This window comes from Nocardia sp. NPDC019219 (genome assembly GCF_040632645.1).
Taxonomy (GTDB): domain Bacteria; phylum Actinomycetota; class Actinomycetes; order Mycobacteriales; family Mycobacteriaceae; genus Nocardia; species Nocardia sputorum.
The window spans coordinates 45,916-64,283 of the sequence record NZ_JBEYCG010000009.1 but is presented as its reverse complement, the minus strand read 5'-3'; the positions used below and the strand labels follow the sequence as shown (position 1 = coordinate 64,283).

At 65.0% G+C, this 18,368-nt stretch carries 20 protein-coding genes and 2 pseudogenes; 12 read left to right on the top strand and 10 right to left on the bottom strand.

Translation table 11 applies throughout. The annotated features are described in order from the left end of the window. Positions 1 to 74: 74 nt before the first annotated feature. Positions 75 to 1,376, top strand: a complete 1,302-nt coding sequence (locus ABZ552_RS18260; RefSeq protein ID WP_281877117.1) for a cytochrome P450 — start codon at positions 75 to 77, stop codon at positions 1,374 to 1,376. Between the two features lie 56 nt (positions 1,377 to 1,432). On the opposite strand, the gene ABZ552_RS18255 is transcribed toward ABZ552_RS18260, so the two are convergent. The 5 genes and pseudogenes from ABZ552_RS18255 to ABZ552_RS18235 all read right to left on the bottom strand — a co-directional run bounded on the left by ABZ552_RS18255 (position 1,433) and on the right by ABZ552_RS18235 (position 5,945). Continuing rightward, positions 1,433 to 1,849 (bottom strand): nuclear transport factor 2 family protein, encoded by a 417-nt coding sequence (locus tag ABZ552_RS18255; RefSeq protein ID WP_281877119.1) that lies wholly within the window; start codon positions 1,847 to 1,849, stop codon positions 1,433 to 1,435. Positions 1,850 to 1,877: 28 nt separating this feature from the next. Continuing rightward, positions 1,878 to 2,761 (bottom strand): annotated as a pseudogene (locus ABZ552_RS18250) (TIGR03619 family F420-dependent LLM class oxidoreductase). Positions 2,762 to 2,766: 5 nt separating this feature from the next. Then, a complete protein-coding gene (locus ABZ552_RS18245; RefSeq protein ID WP_159842102.1) occupies positions 2,767 to 3,933 on the bottom strand; it encodes a thiolase domain-containing protein in 1,167 nt (388 codons plus the stop codon). Next, on the bottom strand, positions 3,930 to 4,967 hold the full coding sequence (locus tag ABZ552_RS18240) for a thiolase domain-containing protein (protein WP_281877122.1): 1,038 nt from the start codon (positions 4,965 to 4,967) through the stop codon (positions 3,930 to 3,932). The genes ABZ552_RS18245 and ABZ552_RS18240 overlap by 4 nt, the downstream gene beginning before the upstream one ends. A 12-nt stretch (positions 4,968 to 4,979) precedes the next feature. Next, complete coding sequence (locus tag ABZ552_RS18235) at positions 4,980 to 5,945, bottom strand: OB-fold domain-containing protein (protein WP_357438431.1); 966 nt, start codon at positions 5,943 to 5,945, stop codon at positions 4,980 to 4,982. Between the two features lie 115 nt (positions 5,946 to 6,060). Here ABZ552_RS18235 and ABZ552_RS18230 point away from each other — a divergent pair, with 115 nt between their 5' ends. The 5 genes and pseudogenes from ABZ552_RS18230 to ABZ552_RS18210 all read left to right on the top strand — a co-directional run. Then, a complete protein-coding gene (locus ABZ552_RS18230; protein WP_357438428.1) occupies positions 6,061 to 7,098 on the top strand; it encodes an LLM class F420-dependent oxidoreductase in 1,038 nt (345 codons plus the stop codon). 22 nt (positions 7,099 to 7,120) lie between these two features. After that, the gene (locus ABZ552_RS18225) at positions 7,121 to 8,713 is read left to right on the top strand and encodes an acyl-CoA synthetase (protein ID WP_357438425.1); all 1,593 of its coding nucleotides are present in this window, start codon (positions 7,121 to 7,123) and stop codon (positions 8,711 to 8,713) included. Between the two features lie 188 nt (positions 8,714 to 8,901). Continuing rightward, positions 8,902 to 9,120, top strand: coding sequence for a hypothetical protein (locus ABZ552_RS18220; protein WP_357438422.1), 219 nt, complete (start codon positions 8,902 to 8,904; stop codon positions 9,118 to 9,120). After that, on the top strand, positions 9,098 to 9,616 hold the full coding sequence (locus tag ABZ552_RS18215) for a DUF6879 family protein (protein WP_357438419.1): 519 nt from the start codon (positions 9,098 to 9,100) through the stop codon (positions 9,614 to 9,616). The genes ABZ552_RS18220 and ABZ552_RS18215 overlap by 23 nt, the downstream gene beginning before the upstream one ends. Further along, a pseudogene (locus ABZ552_RS18210) lies at positions 9,613 to 9,792 on the top strand (helix-turn-helix transcriptional regulator); the annotation flags it as partial. The gene ABZ552_RS18215 and the pseudogene ABZ552_RS18210, both read left to right, overlap by 4 nt. Positions 9,793 to 9,966: 174 nt before the next feature. On the opposite strand, the gene ABZ552_RS18205 reads toward ABZ552_RS18210, so the two are convergent. Both ABZ552_RS18205 and ABZ552_RS18200 read right to left on the bottom strand, forming a co-directional pair. Next, a complete protein-coding gene (locus ABZ552_RS18205; protein WP_281877129.1) occupies positions 9,967 to 10,266 on the bottom strand; it encodes an MTH1187 family thiamine-binding protein in 300 nt (99 codons plus the stop codon). Next, positions 10,266 to 11,558, bottom strand: coding sequence for a hypothetical protein (locus tag ABZ552_RS18200; protein WP_357438416.1), 1,293 nt, complete (start codon positions 11,556 to 11,558; stop codon positions 10,266 to 10,268). Before ABZ552_RS18200 ends, ABZ552_RS18205 begins: the two co-directional genes overlap by 1 nt. Before the next feature lie 279 nt (positions 11,559 to 11,837). Between ABZ552_RS18200 and ABZ552_RS18195 the strand changes: the two genes are divergently transcribed. Continuing rightward, positions 11,838 to 12,182 carry a hypothetical protein gene (locus ABZ552_RS18195; RefSeq protein ID WP_281877132.1) on the top strand — a complete coding sequence of 115 codons (345 nt, stop codon included), beginning with the start codon at positions 11,838 to 11,840 and terminating at the stop codon, positions 12,180 to 12,182. A 270-nt stretch (positions 12,183 to 12,452) separates the two neighbouring features. Here the strand turns inward: ABZ552_RS18195 and ABZ552_RS18190 are convergent, their stop codons facing one another. Next, entirely contained in the window at positions 12,453 to 12,914 is a 462-nt protein-coding gene (locus ABZ552_RS18190) for a hypothetical protein (protein WP_281877133.1), read from the bottom strand. Continuing rightward, positions 12,911 to 13,345 (bottom strand): hypothetical protein, encoded by a 435-nt coding sequence (locus tag ABZ552_RS18185; RefSeq protein ID WP_281877134.1) that lies wholly within the window; start codon positions 13,343 to 13,345, stop codon positions 12,911 to 12,913. Before ABZ552_RS18185 ends, ABZ552_RS18190 begins: the two co-directional genes overlap by 4 nt. Before the next feature lie 468 nt (positions 13,346 to 13,813). Here ABZ552_RS18185 and ABZ552_RS18180 point away from each other — a divergent pair, with 468 nt between their 5' ends. From ABZ552_RS18180 to ABZ552_RS18160, 5 genes are all read left to right on the top strand, one after another. Beyond that, a complete protein-coding gene (locus tag ABZ552_RS18180; RefSeq protein ID WP_281877135.1) occupies positions 13,814 to 14,179 on the top strand; it encodes a hypothetical protein in 366 nt (121 codons plus the stop codon). Then, complete coding sequence (locus tag ABZ552_RS18175; RefSeq protein WP_357438411.1) at positions 14,160 to 14,681, top strand: DUF6879 family protein; 522 nt, start codon at positions 14,160 to 14,162, stop codon at positions 14,679 to 14,681. Before ABZ552_RS18180 ends, ABZ552_RS18175 begins: the two co-directional genes overlap by 20 nt. After that, positions 14,678 to 15,529: a helix-turn-helix transcriptional regulator gene (locus tag ABZ552_RS18170; protein ID WP_357438408.1), complete on the top strand. Its 852-nt coding sequence runs from the start codon at positions 14,678 to 14,680 to the stop codon at positions 15,527 to 15,529. Before ABZ552_RS18175 ends, ABZ552_RS18170 begins: the two co-directional genes overlap by 4 nt. A gap of 139 nt (positions 15,530 to 15,668) precedes the next feature. Then, the gene (locus tag ABZ552_RS18165; protein ID WP_281877138.1) at positions 15,669 to 16,169 is read left to right on the top strand and encodes a DUF6879 family protein; all 501 of its coding nucleotides are present in this window, start codon (positions 15,669 to 15,671) and stop codon (positions 16,167 to 16,169) included. Beyond that, positions 16,166 to 17,008: a helix-turn-helix transcriptional regulator gene (locus tag ABZ552_RS18160; RefSeq protein WP_357438405.1), complete on the top strand. Its 843-nt coding sequence runs from the start codon at positions 16,166 to 16,168 to the stop codon at positions 17,006 to 17,008. Before ABZ552_RS18165 ends, ABZ552_RS18160 begins: the two co-directional genes overlap by 4 nt. A gap of 231 nt (positions 17,009 to 17,239) precedes the next feature. Here the strand turns inward: ABZ552_RS18160 and ABZ552_RS18155 are convergent, their stop codons facing one another. Next, the gene (locus tag ABZ552_RS18155) at positions 17,240 to 18,238 is read right to left on the bottom strand and encodes a sigma-70 family RNA polymerase sigma factor (RefSeq protein ID WP_281919108.1); all 999 of its coding nucleotides are present in this window, start codon (positions 18,236 to 18,238) and stop codon (positions 17,240 to 17,242) included. Positions 18,239 to 18,368: the final 130 nt, after the last annotated feature.

Genomic DNA, 18,368 nt, shown 5'->3' with positions numbered 1-18,368 from the left:
TTGAAACGCGTTCATAGCACTTGCCAGGGGCGGATCTATCCGGTTTCTTTCCTCGTTCTCGCTCCTGTGCTTCAATGATTATAGAACGTGTTTCAGTTTGTCGAAGGAGACATCTGGTGGTAGACACTCGGAATGCCCGGCCGAATCTTCCGGACGGGTTCGACGTCACGGACCCGGACATCTACGCCGAGCGTGTTCCGGTCGAGGAGTTCGCCGAACTGCGCCGGACCGCGCCGATCTGGTGGAATCCGCAGCCCCCGGAGGTCAGCGGCTTCCACGACGACGGCTTCTGGGTGGTGAGCAAGCACGCCGACGTCAAGGAGGTCTCGCGGCGCAGCGACGTGTTCTCCAGCTACGAGAACACCGCCATCCCGCGGTTCAACGACGACATCGCCCGGGAGCAGATCGAGCTGCAGCGGATCGTCCTGCTGAACATGGACGCGCCCGAGCACACCAAGCTGCGCAAGATCATCTCCCGCGGCTTCACGCCGCGCGCCATCAACGGCCTGCGCGCGGAGCTGTCGGCCCGCGCGGAATCGATCGTGAAGGCGGCGGCGGAGTCGGGATCGGGGGACTTCGTCACCCAGATCGCGTGCGAACTGCCGCTGCAGGCCATCGCCGAGCTGATCGGCGTCCCCCAGGAAGACCGGATGAAGGTCTTCACCTGGTCGAACGACATGACCGGCTACGACGACCCGGAGAGCACGGCCGACCCGGTCGCGGCATCGGCGGAGATCCTCGGCTACGCCTACCAGATGGCCGCCGCGCGCAAGCAGTGCCCGGCCGACGACATCGTGACCACGCTGATCGAGGCGGACGTCGACGGGGACAAACTCACCGAGGAGGAGTTCGGCTTCTTCGTGATCATGCTCGCGGTCGCGGGCAACGAGACCACCCGCAACGCCATCTCGCACGGAATGATCGCCTTCCTGGAGAACCCGGACCAGTGGGAGTTGTTCAAGAAGGAACGTCCCGCCACGGCCGCCGACGAGATCATCCGGTGGGCCACTCCGGTCACCTCGTTCCAGCGCACCGCGCTGGAGGACACCGAGCTCGGCGGCGTGCAGATCAAGAAGGGCCAGCGGGTGGTCATGCTGTACCGCTCGGCCAACTTCGACGAGGAGGTCTTCGACCACCCGGAGAAGTTCGACATCATGCGCACGGACAACCCCCACCTGGCCTTCGGCGGCACCGGCGCGCACTTCTGCATCGGGGCGAACCTCGCCCGGCTGGAGATCGACCTGATCTTCAACGCCATCGCCGATCACCTGCCCGACATCACCAAGGTCGCCGACGCGAAGCGGCTGCGGTCGGGGTGGCTGAACGGGATCAAGGAGTTCCCCGTCGACTACAAGACCTGCCCGGTCGCGCACTGAGACACGAAAAGGGCCCTCGCACCGCAGTGCGAGGGCCCTTTTCCATGTCCGACGTGTCAGTCGATCGGCCGCGCGGTCTTCATGGCGCGATCGACCTCCCAGAACGCGCGCAGCGCGGCGATCTTGCCGTCGTCGTTCACCCGGTAGGTGAACACCCCGTCGGCGTCTATCCGGTGGCCGCCGATGGTGCTGCGGATCGTGCCGGTGAAGGCGACTTCGTTGCCGCAGGCGAACGAGTCGCCGAACAGGAACTCGATCAGATCCGTCTTCGCGATCGCCTTGTCCCAGAACGCGGCGATGGCCTCCGTGCCGCGGTGGCCTTTGCCCTCCGGATCGAAGCCGGACGGGCCGATGGGGTCCTCCACGATGCCGTCCTCGGCGAACAGCGCGACCCACGCCTGCTTGTCCCGCGCTCGCACGGCGGCCTGCGAAGCGAGGCCCGCGGCCCGGGCCGGATGCTCGGTGGTGGTCATACGGCCTCCCTTGGCCGGCGAGTCGTCCTCATCGCGCTGCGAGGACGGGTTCGGTGATGTATTGCCGCGCGAACTTGCGCAGCGAGTCCTGCTTGGCGGCCAGGTCGCCGTCGAATCCGATGCCGTCGGCCAGCCAGGGCACCACGATCGCGTCGGTGACGCCGGCGTCGGCGAGGTCCTGATAGCCGGACCGGCCGAACCTATCGACGCACACCGCCTGGATCTCGAACGGCTCGTCGGTCCGGCCGTACTCGGCGCGCAGCGCGTCGAGCTTGCCGATGGTGCGCCGCAGTTCGTCGTAGGTCATCATGGCCGAGGTCCAGCCGTCGCCCACCCGCGCGGCGCGGCGCAGCGCCGCGTCGGTGTGCCCGCCGATGTAGAACGGCACCGGCTCGGTGGGCGCTGGGCTGATCTGCAGCGGATCGAAGTCGAAGAACTCGCCGTGGTACTCGACCATGCCTCCCGCCAGCACCAGCTTGATGATCTCGATCATCTCGTCCACCCGGGCGCCGCGGCGCGCGAACGGCACGCCGCACCACTCGAACTCCTCCGGCGCCCAGCCGATGCCGACGCCGAATCCGAAGCGGTTACCCGACAGGTTGGCCACCGAGCCGACCTGCCGGGCCAGCAGCAGCGGGTTGCGTGAACCCAGCTTCAGCAGTTCGTGTAGAAGCGGATGCGGCTGGTGACGGCGGCCATGGCGGTCGCGCCGATGAGCGGGTCGACCCACGGGGTGTCCGGTCCCCAGAACCGGCTGCCATCGGCGGTGTACGGGTACTTCGCCGCCGCCGACTTCATGTAGAACAGCGAGTCGGGCAGCGCGATGGACGAAAAACCGCACTCCTCGGCGGTTTTCGCGAGCTCCGTCAGCTGGTCCAGCGGACTCAGCGCGATGCCGACGGTGAACCGCAGCGGGGTCACCGCCGCTCCGATCCGACCACCCACATCGAGAAGTACTGCGAACCGCCGCCGTACGCGTGACCCAGCGCCTTGCGCGCGCCCTCGACCTGATAGTCCCCGGCCCGCTGCATGACCTGCTTGGCGGCCTCGGCGAACCGGATCAGCCCGGAGGCGCCGATCGGGTTGGACGACAGCACGCCGCCGGACGGATTGACCGGAAGAGTCCCGCCGATCTCGGTCTCGCCCTTGTCGGTGAGCTTCCACCCGTCGCCCTGCGGCACGAAGCCGAGGTTCTCCAGCCACATCGGTTCGAACCAGGAGAACGGGACGTAGATCTCGGCCACGTCGATCTCCTCCAGCGGGTTGGTGATGCCCGCCGCCTCCCACAGCGCCGCGGCCGCGTCCCGGCCCGCCTGCGGGTTGACCTGGTCGCGGCCGGCGAAGGTGGTCGGCTCGGTGCGCATCGCGGTGCCGTGCACCCAGGCGACCTTCCGGCCGGTGGCTTCCACCGCCTCGGCGGCCTCCGCGTCGCCGAGTACGATCGCGCACGCGCCGTCGGAGGAGGGGCAGGTCTCATCGAAGCGGATCGGGTCCCACAGCATCTGCGAGGCGAGCACCGATTCCAGCGTGATGTCGGGCTGCTTGAGGTGGGCCAGCGGGTTCTTGGCGCCGTTGCGGCGATCCTTCACCGCGACCATGGCGCCGATGTGGCCCGGCGCGTTCGAGCGCCGGATGTAGGAGCGCACGTGCGGCGCGAAATACCCGCCCGCACCCGCGCCGACCGGCATGGTGAACGGCACCGGAATCGACAGCGCCCACATGGCGTTCGACTCCGACTGCTTCTCCCAGGCCACCGCGAGCACGCGCTTGTGCACGCCCGCCTGGATCAGGTTGGTCGCGACGATGCCGGTGGAGCCGCCGACCGAACCGGCGGTGTGCACCCGCAACAGCGGCTTTCCGGTGGCGCCGAGCGCGTCCGCCATGAACAGCTCGGGCATCATGACGCCCTCGAATCCGTCGGGCGCTTTGCCGACCACGACCGCGTCGATGTCGGCGATGGTGAGACCGGCGTCGGCGAGGGCCCGGTCGATGGCCTCACGGCACATCCCCGCCATGGACACATCGGTCCGTTTCGTCACGTGATGGGTTTGTCCGGTGCCGAGCACCGCAGCTGGCAAGCTCATCGGTTCTCCGATTCCAAGACGGTCACAAGGTTCTGCTGGAGCGCGGGGCCGCTGGTGGCGTGGGCCAGCGCGCGATTCGCCGAGCCCGCGATGATCGCCTCGGCCGCGAAGCCGATGCGCTCCAGGCCCGCGGCGAACATGGGGTGGGCCGCGAGCGCGCCGCCGGACGGATTCACCTTCGTGCCGTTCTTCAGCCCGATCGCCTCGGCGAGGATCAGCTGCTGATGGCTGAACGGCGCGTGCAGCTCGGCGATGTCGAAATCGCTCACGTCGCCGCCGGTGACGGCCTTGGCCGCGGCGGCCGTCGAGGGCGAGACGGTGAGGTCGCGCGCACCGAGCACGGGAGTGTCGATCCGGTGCGCCATGCCCGTGATCCACGCGGGACGTTCGCACAGTTCGCGGGCGCGGTCGCCCACGGCGAGCACGATCGCCGCGGCGCCGTCGGTGATCGGCGCGATGTCGTGGGCCCGCAGCGGATCGGCGACGTATGGCTGTTCGAGCAGGCTGTCGGCGTCACCGGACGCGCCGGCGGCCACGGCCGCCATGTCCCGCTCGGTCCAGCGGCCCGCGTCCAGACCGGCGCGCGCCTGCAGGCCTGCGATGGACCAGGCGTCCGGCCACAGCGGCGCGACCACGTACGGGTCCAGCTGCATGGTGAGCACCTGGCGTAGCGTGCCCGCGGAGGACTTGCCGAACCCGTACACCAGCGCCGTCTGCGCCTGTCCCGAGCGCAGTTTCACCCACGCCTCGTACAGTGCCCAGGCGGCGTCCATCTCCACGTGCGATTCGTTGATCGGCGGCACCGCGCCGATGGCGTCGATCGCCGAGATGAACGAGAAAGCCCGCCCGGCAAGGTAATCGGACGAGCCCGAGCACCAGAAGTCGATGTCGGACTTGGTGATGCCGAGCCGGTCGTAGAGCTGCTGGAAGCAGGGCACCAGCATCTCGACACCGTTGGTGGTGCCGAAGGTCTCCGGCACGTGCGGCGCGTGGGCGAAACCCACGACCGCGATATCGGTGGCGTTGTCAGTCAACGTGCGCCTCTCTCAGAGGTGGTGCTTGTAGGTCTCGTAGTCGGCGTCCGGCTCGCCGGAGGGGCGGAAGTGGTCCACGTTCTCCAGGCCGTAGCCCCACTCCTCGCGCGGCTTCCAGACCGCCTGCACCCGCATGCCCATGCGCACTTCGCTCGCGTCGCAGCCGAGCACCAGGTGCAGCACCGGGATGTCCGCGCCGTCCAGCAGCACGTACGCCGCGACGTACGGCGGCTTGATCCGCTGGCCCATGAACGGCACGTTGACGATGCAGAAGGTGGTCACGGTGCCGTGATCGGACAGTTCGATGAACTCGTCGGTCGGCCTGCCGTCGGTCGGATTGGCGCCGCGCGGCGGGAAGTACACCTTGCCCGCGGCGTCGGTGCGCGCGCCGATCAGCTTGCCTTCGGCGAGCCCGCGCAGGTACACGGTCTCCTGCGGCGAGGCGGTGTGCTTGTAGGACAGATCGACCGGCGTGACGAGCATGGTTACCGGGTCGGCCGCAGCGGATTCCGCCGGTGCGGAGGACTTCTCGCCCGGCTCGAAGCAGACGATGTCGCGAATGCTGCCCTCGGTCTGCTCGGCCCAGCGGGCGGTCACCCGCAGGCCTTTGTGGATGTCCTCTGGCGCGGCGACGTCGACGGCGTGCAGCAGCGTGGTGTCCGCGCCGTCCAACCGGATCAGCGCCCAGGCGAACGGGCGGTCGAAAGGCTGGCCGGGCAGCGGCTCGCGCACCCAGGTCCACGACTCGACGGTGCCGGTGTCGGCGAGGTCGACGAATTCGGTCAGCGGTTCGGCGGTGATCGGATCGTATTCCGGCGGCGGCACGATCACCCGGCCGTCCGAGCCGCGCACGCCGACGATCTTGTGGTCGCGCAATCCGGTCAGGAAGGTTCCGATGGTGGAGCCGACGGAGCGGGTGTATTCGAAACGCACCCGCAGGGGCGCGCTGAGTACCTCGGGCACGGCGTCCGTGTTCAATGCCGTGCCGCTACCACCAGCGATTGCCGTGGATGCAGTATTCCCCTGAGTCACGATATCGAGTAGAACAGGTTCTAACTCTGGTGGCAAGCAGTTGATCGGAAAGGGGTCCGGCGTGAAGTTCGGATTGCAACTCGGGTACTGGATGGCCCAGCCGCCCGCGAACGCGGGGGAGCTGGTGGTGGCGGCCGAGGAAGCCGGGTTCGACGCCGTCTTCGCCGCCGAGTCGTGGGGGTCGGACGCGTTCGGCCCGCTCACCTGGTGGGGTTCCGCCACGCGGCGGGTGCGCCTGGGCACCTCGGTGGTGCAGCTGTCGGCGCGGACGCCGGCCGCGACCGCCATGCACGCGCTCACCCTCGATCACCTCAGCGGCGGTCGCGCGATCCTCGGCCTGGGCGTCTCGGGTCCGCAGGTGGTGGAGGGCTGGTACGGCCAGCCCTTCGCCAAGCCGTTGCAGCGCACCCGCGAGTACGTCGGAATCGTGCGTCAGGTGCTGGCCCGGCAGGCGCCCGTCACCAGCGACGGCCCGCACTACCCGCTGCCCTACACCGGGCCGGGCTCGCTCGGGCTCGGTAAGCCGCTGAAGCCGATCGTGCATCCGCTACGTGCGGATTTGCCGATCTGGCTGGGTGCGGAGGGGCCGAAGAACGTGGCGCTCACCGCCGAGATCGCCGACGGCTGGCTGGCCATCTACTACGCGCCCCGGCTGGCCGGAATGTACGACGAGTGGCTCGACGAGGGCTTCGCGCGGGCGGGCGCGCGGCGCAGCCGGGACGACTTCGAGATCGCCGCGAGTTGCCAAGTGGTGATCACCGACGATCCGGCGAGCGAGCTGGAGCGGATGCGCTGGATCATGGCGCTCTACATCGGCGGCATGGGCGCCCCGGAACTGAATTTCCACGCTCAGGTGTACCGGCGGATGGGCTACGACCGGGAGGTCGACGAGATCGGCAAGTTGTTCCAGTCGGGCAAGAAGGCGGAGGCCGCCGCGGCGGTGCCGGACGAGCTGATTCTGGACACCGCGATCATCGGCGACGAGGAGCACGTCCGCAAGCAGCTGCGGGTCTGGGAGGCCGCGGGCGTCACCATGATGCTGGTGTCGGTTCCGGATGTCGCGCAATTGCATCGGCTCGCACCCCTTGTCGAACAGTAGAACACGTTCTAGATTCGATGGGGTGACTGCCTCATCCGCCCCGTCGGCTCCTAACCGTCCCTCTGCGCAGGAACCGGAAAAAATCCTCGGTCTGTGGAACATCGCCGAAGCCGAACCCGATCGCATCGCGATGGTCGATCCCTGGGGCCGGGAGGTGACGTATCGCGAATTGGCCACGCTCGCCAATCGTTACGCCACCGGCCTGCGCGGGCTCGGCTTGAACACCGGTGACGTGCTGGTGAGCATGGTGCACAACTGCGTGGAGGCCATCGCGGCGTATTTCGCGGCCTACCAGTCGGGGTTGTACATCGTCGCGGTGAACTGGCATCTCACCGGTCCGGAGGTCGCCTACATCCTGGCCGACAGCGAGGCGAAGGCGTTCATCGCCAGCGATCGTTTCGCCGCCGCCGCCAAGGCCGCCGCCGACGAGGCCGGGCTGCCCGCGACGGCGCGCTTCGCGGTGGGTGAGATCGAAGGCTTCAAGTCGGTGGCCTGGCTCGGCGCGGCCGACACCGGCCGTCCGTCCGACCGCAGCACCGGCGCGCCCATGCTCTACACCTCCGGAACCACCGGACGGCCCAAGGGCGTACGGCGGCCGCTCACCGGCGCGGACCCCGACGTCGTCCCACCGCACACCACCGCGTTCTTCGGCCTGTTCGAGCTCGCGCCCTACGACGACCACGTGCACATCTGCGGCTCGCCGCTGTACCACACGGCGGTGCTGAACTTCGCGACCATCTCGATCCAGCTGGGCCACAAGCTCGTGCTGATGGACCGCTGGGACGCCGAGGACATGCTGCGGCTGATCGACAAGCACCGGGTGACGCACAGCCACATGGTGCCCACCCAGTTCCACCGCCTGCTCGCGTTGCCGGAGGAGGTGCGCGCCAAGTACGACGTGTCCTCGCTGCGCAGCATGGTGCATGGCGCCGCGCCCTGCCCGCAGGAGACGAAGCGGCAGATGCTCGAGTGGTGGGGCCCGACGGTCACCGAGTACTACGCGGCCACCGAGGGCGGCGGCACGGTGATCAACGGCACCGAGTGGCTGCGGAAACCGGGCTCGGTCGGCAAGGCGTGGCCGTGGTCTGTGATCAAGGTGCTGAGCGAAGAGGACGGCTCCGAGGTGCCGGTCGGCGAACCCGGCCTAGTCTACATGCGCATGGGCGCTTCGAGTTTCGAATACCACCACGACAAGGCCAAGACCGAGGACTCGCGCGTCGGCGACCTGTTCACCGTCGGCGACATCGGCCACCTCGACGAGGACGGTTACCTCTACCTGCACGACCGGCGCTCGGACCTGATCCTGTCCGGCGGTGTGAACATCTACCCGGCGGAGGTCGAGAACGTCCTGATCACCCACCCCAAGGTCGCCGACGTGGCGGTCTTCGGCATCCCGCATCCGGATTGGGGCCAGGAAGTGAAGGCCGTCGTACAGCCCGCCGACGGGATCGACGGCGACGACGCGCTCACCGAGGAACTGCTCGCTTTCGCCGCCACCCAATTGGCGAAGTACAAGATGCCGAAATCGATCGACTACCTGCCCGAACTGCCGCGCGACCCCAACGGCAAGCTCTACAAGCGCAAGCTGCGGGAACGGTACATCCCCGCCTCCTGAGATTCGCCGCCGGACGGACGGCGCCGGGCAATACCCGGTCCAGGTCCGGCGGAGGGTAGGCGCGCCGCGCAGCCGGGCCGCTGGGGCTGTGACCCGGCCGCGCGACGACGCGGAGCGAATGCGCCCTTCACGATTACCGTGAAGGGCGCATTCGCGTCCAGGGGTGGGAAACAATCCAACCGGGGACGGTGGAGATTCCGCACCTTCTGACCTGGTTCTCCGAGCCGGATACGTTCATCGGCTCCACTATGACCGACACCGGCCGGGGTACCTTCACCGTATCCGGTCGGCCGATCACCGAGCCGGATGTGTTGGGCATGTCGACCTTGGCGGAGGACGAAACTGCTATCGAGGTCCCGAAGCTAGGAAGGACGTTCTACGGCAATGCTGCTGCGGCCCAACGATGAACCGGACCTGTGGCCGAATCTGTTCCGTGAGCTGAAACGGGACGCGTTCCATCTCGAAGTGCGGGACGAATACCACGTAGCCGACGAGGACACCCGCATACGTGCGTTCCTCGCTGGCGAACCAGCCCCGTACACCCGGACGCCGTGGCAGGACCTCATGCTGGAAACCACTGGCCGGGGCGTATCGGTGACCCGTGTTCGGGTGGTCACCGAACCACTGTCGGACTATCAGCGATGGTTGTTGTCGGTCACCGGGTACAACGTGGAAGCTGGGGACGACATCCGTTATGTGCCGAGAAATATCGCGGGAACGGTGCCACCAGACGACTGGTGGTTAATGGATGGCGAGAGGGTTGTTTACAACCTTACCGATCCGGCCGGGGTACCGGCCGGTCTGGCAGTGACCACAGACCCCGGAATCGTGACGTACTGCCAAGAGGTACGGGGGCGGCGCTGGAAGCTGGCTATCCCTTATGCGGAGTACGTCGAGCGGTGACCAACTCCGTTCATGAAGCGCGACAAGCCCTTGGGGCAACTCTCCGAGGGCTTCGTCGTGATGCTGGGCTCTCCGGCCGTCAGCTTGCCTCTCTTGCGGGTTGGCATGAGTCGGTGGTGTCGAAGATCGAAATTGGGGACCGCAGCCCCACGGAGGCGCATCTAAGGGCTTACTGCCGTCATACCGGCAATGACGATCAGTTACCCGACCACCTACCACCGCCGACGTCGACAAGCCCGCTTTGGCCGGTTGACCCCGATCGAATAGGAAACCATGCTGACCGCAGCAGCGCTACACGCTGCCTGACAACTGTCTCCCGATCCTGCAGCAGCCCCAACCTCCACTCGTGGTTAACGAGGTTCCCTCAAATGACGCTCCACAGACTCGACTTTCGATGTGATCGCGTTTGTTGATCCAGGGCGGACATCGCCCTTGAGAACGATGCTGCATCGTGGCGCGACTTCCATTACGGCATCTACCGCTTGCTTGATCACCGCCATTACCTCATCCCATTCGCCTTCGATGGTTGTGAACAGGGCATTCGTCTCATTCGGCAACCCGCTGGCGCGTATAACGCGCACCGCTTCTGCCACTGCGGCACCGACGCTTTCGCCTGCTCCAACCGGTGTTACCGAGAAGGCGATGATCACTATGACTCCTTTGTTAGAATATCCGAAATGCCCCGCCGCAATTCGGGCACGCCTGATGCATTCCTGATGCGGTCTTCGCCCGTAACCTGATAGATCTTTGCCAGCTCGTTCAGCACTCGCGCCGACGTTGTGCTCAAAGCGCTTTGGACGGCTCTGGCTCCCAGGGCGACCCCCTCGTCCAAGTCTCCGTGTCGGAGCTGCAGCGCAGCAAGGCGCACGGTGTTCAATTGCCGCGAGCGAGCGTGGTCGTCCGACAGCTCCAACGCGGCGTGTAGACGTTCAACCGTGTTGGGTACTCGGATGTTGCGATGATATGCGAGATCGAATAATCCGTGTGTGGCGTCGCTATTCATCAGTTGCTCGTTGTAGTAGCCTTTGAAGCCTTCGTATTCCGTATCGGGGTGTTCTTGCCCGGCGGCCTCCGCAAAGAGCTGCTCGGCTTGGCGTACAGCTCGAATGCATTCGGTATCGTTGCCTAGGTTGCCGAAGGCGCGGGCCTGCACTGCGGCAATATCTGCTCGACGCAGCAGCGAAATGCGATCAGACCGCACCGAGGCAAGGCCGAGCATAGTGAGTGCATCATCGGCATTGCCGAGGAATATTGCCTGACGCGCCATGCAGGTCAGGATCGCAGCGCGTAGCCACCATTCACCAGCCTGTTCCGCGCATTGCCAACCCATATGAAAGTGATCTCTGGCCGGATCGTGCTGCCCGCGATCGAAATAGGCCCATCCGACGACCCTGAAGAACGTTCCGACCGCCGATTGCATCGCGGTGCGAACGTGTGATGGCATGTCGGCGCGGAGGAATAAGACTGCTGTCCGTAGTTGGGTGGTCATGGCGTCACCCACCCGCAGTCCCGCATCGTCCGCTGCACGGAACAGTCCCGCCCACGCCCGAACCTGGTCGACGTGATCCATCCCCACCTTGGCCGGGACGGATGGCTCCATAGGAGCGCTGGCCACCGTAATGAGATCGTTCGCAAGGGTAGCGGCAGGGAGAGCCAACAATCCGCGTAGAAATTCATTGCGGTTCACGTCGTCCTCAGCTTCCGCGTCAGGTATGCGAAGATCGCTACTGCCTTCGGCCGCGATGATAGGACGATCTTCCGGACCTTCGCTGGGTGCAATCGGCCGCACCGAAACAGCCAGTTCGGCCTGGAACCGTGCCGACTGGTCATCGTCCAGTCGCTTCAGCATGATGTCCATGGCAGCGGCGAAGTCACCAGACAGAGTGATCGTCTCGCCACGTCTTTCCCACTTGCTTACAACCGCTTCGGAGAAACCAGTCATCTCGGCGAACCGAGATTGACTGACTCGCAGAGCTACTCGGCGCAACGCTCGGACTTCCAAGCCGGTCCAACGGGTCACCACGAACATCGCGTACGCCCCTCCGTGTCTGTTGTTCGCGTATAGGAAGCGTAAGCGCTCCGTATGCACCGTGTGACTGCAACAGCGTCAAGGGTGACGCCACGCTGATAACCAGCCCCGCCGCCGGGTTGATGCGGTGCCTACATCGACGCCCCGGCGTCGGGTGCTCACCAGCAAAAGCCGACAGACAGGGGTGAAGTGGTGGGGTTCAACTGGTGGAGGGAAGCCGAACCGGACGAGACATCGCCGCAGGCGATCATTGATCGCGTACAGGCCGAGTGGCGAGCCGAACGGCGACAGAGCCGCATCCGCGCCGAGCAGGCCGCTGAGCCCGCCGACATGGGCCTATGGCCGACCGGCTGGCCGCATGAGGCACCGGAGCACCCGCTGAGCGTGCCCGAAGCGCACGCCACGATGCAGCGCCATCGCGGATGCCGCGCCGATGGTTGCCCCCGGAAGGCAGCCGCACGGCAGACCTTGATCGACGCCGGACGCATGGTGCCGGATACCGCGCGTATGTATCCGGACTCGCCACGCATGCACTGAGCAGCGCTTTGAGCATCCCGCATGCAGTTCGCGTCCTCCGACGGTCACCGGTCGGGGTGCGGGAGGGGGGCACCGCCCCCACAGCGTCAGCTTCGGTCGGGGCGCAGAGACGCACCCTCGACGTGGATCACACCGGCGCTCACAGCGCACGGCACCGGGACCGCTGGAGTAGCCGCAGCTCAGGCTCCCCCACGCAGCCGGGGTTATCGGTCTACAACAACGAGCCCCCCGGACCTTCTCGGTCCGGGGGCTCGTGGTTCGCGAGTCGGGTCAGCGGGCCGACAGCGTGTTATGTTCCTGCCGAATGTCGCCACTGGCGACGGCGACGAGACGCTCCTGGTCATCGAGCGGCATCGCGAAAAATCGCATTCCATAGTGTGGTTCACCGAGCTCAGCGGCATCGATTTCGATGGACCGCCGCGTCGTCTCGACCACGATGCCCGACCGATCCTGCGCCACCCGGACGGCAACGATTTCAGGGAAACCGTCACGACCGCCGACGCAGTACCGCAGTTGCTCGCCGGGTTCGCGAACACCGCCGATGCCGCCGGAATCCAGGCGGCCCTCGCCGTTCGCGACTTCCACGAAGGTCGCCAGGAAGTCTGCATCCTCCGGCCAGCCCATGAGATCAGCTTCCGGTGGCCGTCGTGCGTCGCACCAGACGCGCCATGTGAATTCACCGCGGGAACCAACCGGCGTGACCGGCTCCCAACCTTGATCGCGGAGGGTCATTTATGGATTGTCACACACGGGTACCCGGAGATCGAGACCCGTCCGGTGGGGTCCCACCAGCCAGCACAGATCCGCGTGCCATCGAGGAACCCTCCGGTCGGGCCGTAGCTGTCACGGTAAACACCGGAACCTTTCGCCCCCGGCTGGGTTACTTCGGAATTGATTCTTTTGGCTTTACCGTCCGGGCTCACCACGATGTAGTACGCCTGCACTTGGCCTTCACCTCCGGGGCTGGCGTAGGTGGTGACGGTCTTGCCGATAACCAGGCCCTCGCCGATCACTGTGAGGCTGACTGGGCCGTCTTGTTTCTCCGCACTGGCGTGGGCCGGCGCGGCGCCGACAGCGAGTGCGGCAAACGCGGCGGCGACAGCGAGTGTTGTAGTGTGCACGATTCCCCCTGTGCGGTTATAGGTTTGGGCTTGCAGCCCCATAGCGATGGTCCCTGATCGGGGCACGTCGGCGCGAGTGGTTATGTCCATGGGCCCGGGAGTTGGTTGTTGACGTCCCGGAGGATGGCGTCGAGCAGGGGGCCGCTGCCGGGCGCGAGCGCTCCCGCGCGTGCCGGTTCGTCATCACCCAACCGTCGCCCGTGATCTGGGGCGGCAGCACTGTCGGCACCGAGTGCGTGAACTCGAAATCGCAACTGCGGGCGGCACAGCAGGGAACGAGTAAAGCTCTGTGCGCCTGCGTTGTTGGTCTCCGTCTGCGGTCATTTCAACCCCCTCTAGTAGGCCAGTGGTAGGCACCCCGTGACCGGATCGCGGCACATGTCACGGGGGCCAGCTCAGACGCTACGAACGGTAAACCGGCCACGTCCATGTTCATGCTTGAACATGCTCAAGTCCATTATTCGCTGATCAAACAGCTACGTCTAGGGCATCATCGAAGGTGTTCGAAGCATGAACGCGCATGATCCGATGGGAGGCCCAACCATGCGGCTACAGTTTCTCGGCAAAGGCGGCACCGAAGGCGGAGGCTGCCCGAGCCTCTACGCCACCGATAGAGGTACATACGCGGTGCAGGGGTGGAAGACGAACACTGTTGGGACAGTTGAGATCCCACATCTGCTAACTGGCTTCGCCGAACCGGACACGTTCATAGGCGCCACCATGACAGACACTGGCCGGGGGACGTTCGTTCTGTCTGGTTCACCGATCATGGACCGAGAGACATTAGGGCAGATGGACATCTACCCTGACGAAACGGTTATCGAGGTTGCCAAGCTGGAAAGGACTTTCTACGGCAATGCAGCTAGCGCAGGGTGAGGCATTCAACGATCTGTTTCGACAGGTCAAGCGCGAAGCGTTCCACCTCGAAGTTCGGGACGATTATTACCCACCGGACTACCCGCCACTCGTCCGATTCTTACGTGATGAGCCCGAAGACTACGCATGGTTTCAACCCTGGCTGAACCAGGTCAGGCAAACTACCGGCCGAGGCGTGGCCGTCAACCGGGCGCGGGTGGTCACCGTGCCACACAACGACTACACCCGATATGCAAAGCACGTTGCTCGGCTCAACGTGGAAGCGGGCGAGGATGTACGATACCTGCCCCGCCACCTGATCGACCCTGACGAATTAACGGTAGACGATTGGTGGATTTTCGATGATTCCGTTGTAGCATTCACCATATTCGAACCCGTCGAAAACGGTAAATGGCTCGGAGGTGCTGTAACCACCGACCCTCGAATAGTCGAGTACATCCGAACAGTCAAAGCAAGGGTATGGCCTATGGCTACCCCATTGGCTGAATACAGCGAGCCGTGACGAGTTCACCGAATCAGGCCAGGGAAGCTCTCGGTGCACGGCTCCGAGAGCTTCGCCTAGATGCAGGTATCAGCGGCACCGAGCTTGCCCACCGTGCCGGATGGCATCAAACCAAGGTATCGAAAATCGAGTACGGCAAGACTAAGCCCACCGGCGACGACATACGTCTCTGGTGTGCCCATACCGGCAATGACGACCAAGTGCCCGACCTGATAGCTACCCTGCGCAACATCGAGACCGCATGGCTCGAATGGAAGCGAGTACTAGGCACCGGTACAAAGCGGCGGCAACAAGCCTCTATCGAGCTGGAAGCCGAAACCGAGGTCATGCGGGTATATCACCCTTTCTTGATACCTGGCCTACTTCAGACAGCAGAGTACGCCGAGAGTGTTCTACGCAGCGTTGTCGAGTTTCAGCAAGTGCCGAACGATGTGAATGAAGGCGTATCGAAGCGGATGGAACGGCAACAGATATTGTACCGTCGTGACCACCGATTTCATTTCGTCGTAGCCGAGCAAGCCTTACGTACTACGGTGGGCAGCGATCAGACCATGATCGGACAACTGGATCGGCTCTTGGCTGTGCTCGGAATGTCTAGGGTAGTTTTCGGGATCGTTCCAGCCGAAGCTCCATACCGAGTATCAATGACTAACTTTACGATATTCGACGACAACAGGGTCATGGTTGAGACCTTGACAGCCGAGCTGACGGTTACTCAGCCACGGGAGATCACCCAATACGGGCGCGCGTTCGATGCCCTCGCTAGGCAATCTGCGACCGGGGAGGCAGCGCGGGAGCTGATCCGGAAAGCGATCAGCGAACGACTTAGCGGTGAAAACACCGAATAAGGCCATCACCGGCCGGGAACATTCCGGCTCACGGGTCGGCCGGTCATCGATCCGGAACTACTCGCACAGCTCGACATTGCCGACGACGAAACCGCTACCGAGGTTCCGAAGCTAGAAAGGACGTTCTACGGTGCTGCTAGTGCCCGATGAAGGGTTCCCGGACCTACTCCGGACCTGCAAGCGGGAAGCGTTTCACCTCGAAGTGCTCGACACCTACGCCGAACCGAACGAGTACGAACCGTTCCGGCGATTCCTGGCAGACGAGCCGGATGACTACGCATGGTTCCAGCCGTGGACCGAGCTGATACAGGAGACGACCAGCCGGGGCGTAGCGGTCACACGGGTACGAATCGTCACCGAACCGCACACCGACTACACCCGGTTCGCGCTTGCCGTGGCAGCGCTCAATGTACGGGCAGGCGAAGACATTCGATATCTGCCCCGGCATCATGCCGGGGAAGTCCCTTCGGATGACTACTGGCTACTTGATGACGAAACAGTGGTCTTCTCAGCGTTCGGGGAGTCCGGAGGCTGGTCCGGTGCGGCAACCACCGACCCGCACATCGCCGCGTACTGCCGCGGGCTCCGAGCCCGGTTCTGGCCTCTCGCCACTCCGTTTCCGGAGTACGTCACACAGTGACCGGTTCCGTTGACCAGCAGCGCGAATATCTCGGGGCGCAACTCCGAGGTATTCGCGTTGCCGCCGGGTTGTCCGGTGCGGAGTTGGCACGCCGTAGCGGATGGGACCCAAGCAAGGTCTCAAAGATCGAATACGGCCGGATACGCCCGTCTCTAGAGGACATCTCGGTGTACTGCCGACACTGCAACGCGGGTGACCAACTAGCAGACCTCCACGCGGCGCGGCAGAGCATCGATACCGCGTACCTCGAGTGGCGGAAGATTCTCGGTACCGGAACCAAGCGCAGACAGCAAGCGTCGATCAAGTGGGAATCCGAAGCTCGGATCATCCGATCGTTTGAACCGGTCTTGGTTCCCGGCCTTCTACAGACCGCCGACTACGCGGCGGGCATCCTGCGGAAGGTGATCGAGTTCCAGCAGATTCCGAACGATCTGGACGCGGGTGTATCCAAGCGGATGCAGCGGCAACAAGTCTTGTATCAGCGGGATCACTTGTTCCACTTCGTCCTTGGTGAACAAGCGTTGTACACCACCGTTGGCGACGATCAGACGATGATCGGCCAGCTCGACCGGCTCTTAGCTGTCCAAGGTATGCCACGTGTGACGCTCGGTATCGTGCCGATGCGGGCACCGTTCGAGACGGCTACCACGTCGTTTCTAATGTTCGATTCGAGCCGTGTCCTGGTCGAAAACATCACAGCAGAGCTGTCGATCACTCAGCCGCGAGAGATAGCGGTGTATCACCGGACGTTCGATGTCCTGGCCGGTCAGTCCGTGGCCGGCGAAGCAGCACGGGAGCTGATCCGCAAGGCGCTGGATGCCCGTACGCCCCGACCGTGACCGTGACCGTGCAGGGGGATTCGCTGGTCAGCGGTTCGGGAACCTTCTCCGCAAACTCCACGGTGACCGGAGCATGGTCAGACCAACGCTCGGCGTACGTCGCTCCACGCTGCAACGCAATGCTTTGCACCGGCCGATGTTGGCGGAGGGGCTGGTTTGTCACCGGGAATAGCAGCGATCGGCGGACGCGAAGGTTCCTAGGCCGCGGAGGGCGCATTCATGCGTTCCGGATCAAACCTTTTCGCGCAGTTCGGGTTCCAGGCCGAACAGCGGGAACAGCTTCTCGGTGTCCAGGAAGAAGTTCAGCCCGGCGATGGTGTCGCCGTCGAGTTCCAGCACCGTGATCGACCACGGCACCCACACGCCCGGCTCCGGGCCCGGCTTGTAGTGGCCGAAAGCGGGCAGGCCGTTGGCGCCTTCCAGCGGGAGCAGACGCGAATCGCGACAAGCGCTTCCGTGGCCGAGCATGAACGCGGCGACGTTCTCCGGGCCGGAGATCCACAGCTCGATCGGCGGCATGGACAGCGCCACATCTGCTTTCAGCAGCGAGGTGAGCGTGTCCATGTCGTAGGCCTCGAACGCCTTGACGAAGTTGTCCACCAGCTTGCGCTGATCCTCGTCGGAATCGTCGTAGGTGTCGGTGGCCGCGGGCTGGACCTTGGACATGGTGGCGCGCGCCCGTTGCAGCGCGCTGTTGACCGACGCGGGCGACATGGTGAGCGCCTCGGCGGTTTCGTTGGCGGAGAAGCGCAGGACCTCGCGCATGATCAGGATCGCGCGCTGCGTGGCGGGCAGATGCTGGCAGGCCGCGACGAAGGCCAATCGCAACGTGTCCTTCGCGCTGGCGTGGTCGGCCGGATCGGCGCCGAAGGCCAGCGCGTTCGGGATCGGCTCGATCCAGACGTAGTCCGGCTGGGGTGCGGGCAGCGGCGAATCCGGCCGCGACGGACCGGACAGATCCATCGGCCGAGCCCGCCGCTGCGGGCCGTCGAGCATGTCCAGGCAGACGTTCGTGGTGATCTTGTACAGCCAGGAGCGGAGGCTGGCGCGGCCCTCGAACGAGTCGTAGGACTTCCACGCCCGGGTCAAGGTCTCCTGGACCGCGTCCTCCGCTTCGAAGGACGAGCCGAGCATGCGGTAGGCGTACGCGCACAGCTCCCTGCGATGGGTCTCGAATGCGGCGAGCAGATCGGGAGCGAGGCCGGCGGGGGAGGCTGGCGAGTCGTTCATGGGTGTCACCCTGCCACAGGGCACCGACACAAAACAGGCCATCGAACTCGAGAACGTCGCTGTTCAAGATCAATAAACCTGCCCGTGCTGTGGGATGCGCCACCGAGTCATCCGCGATGAGTTCGCCGGG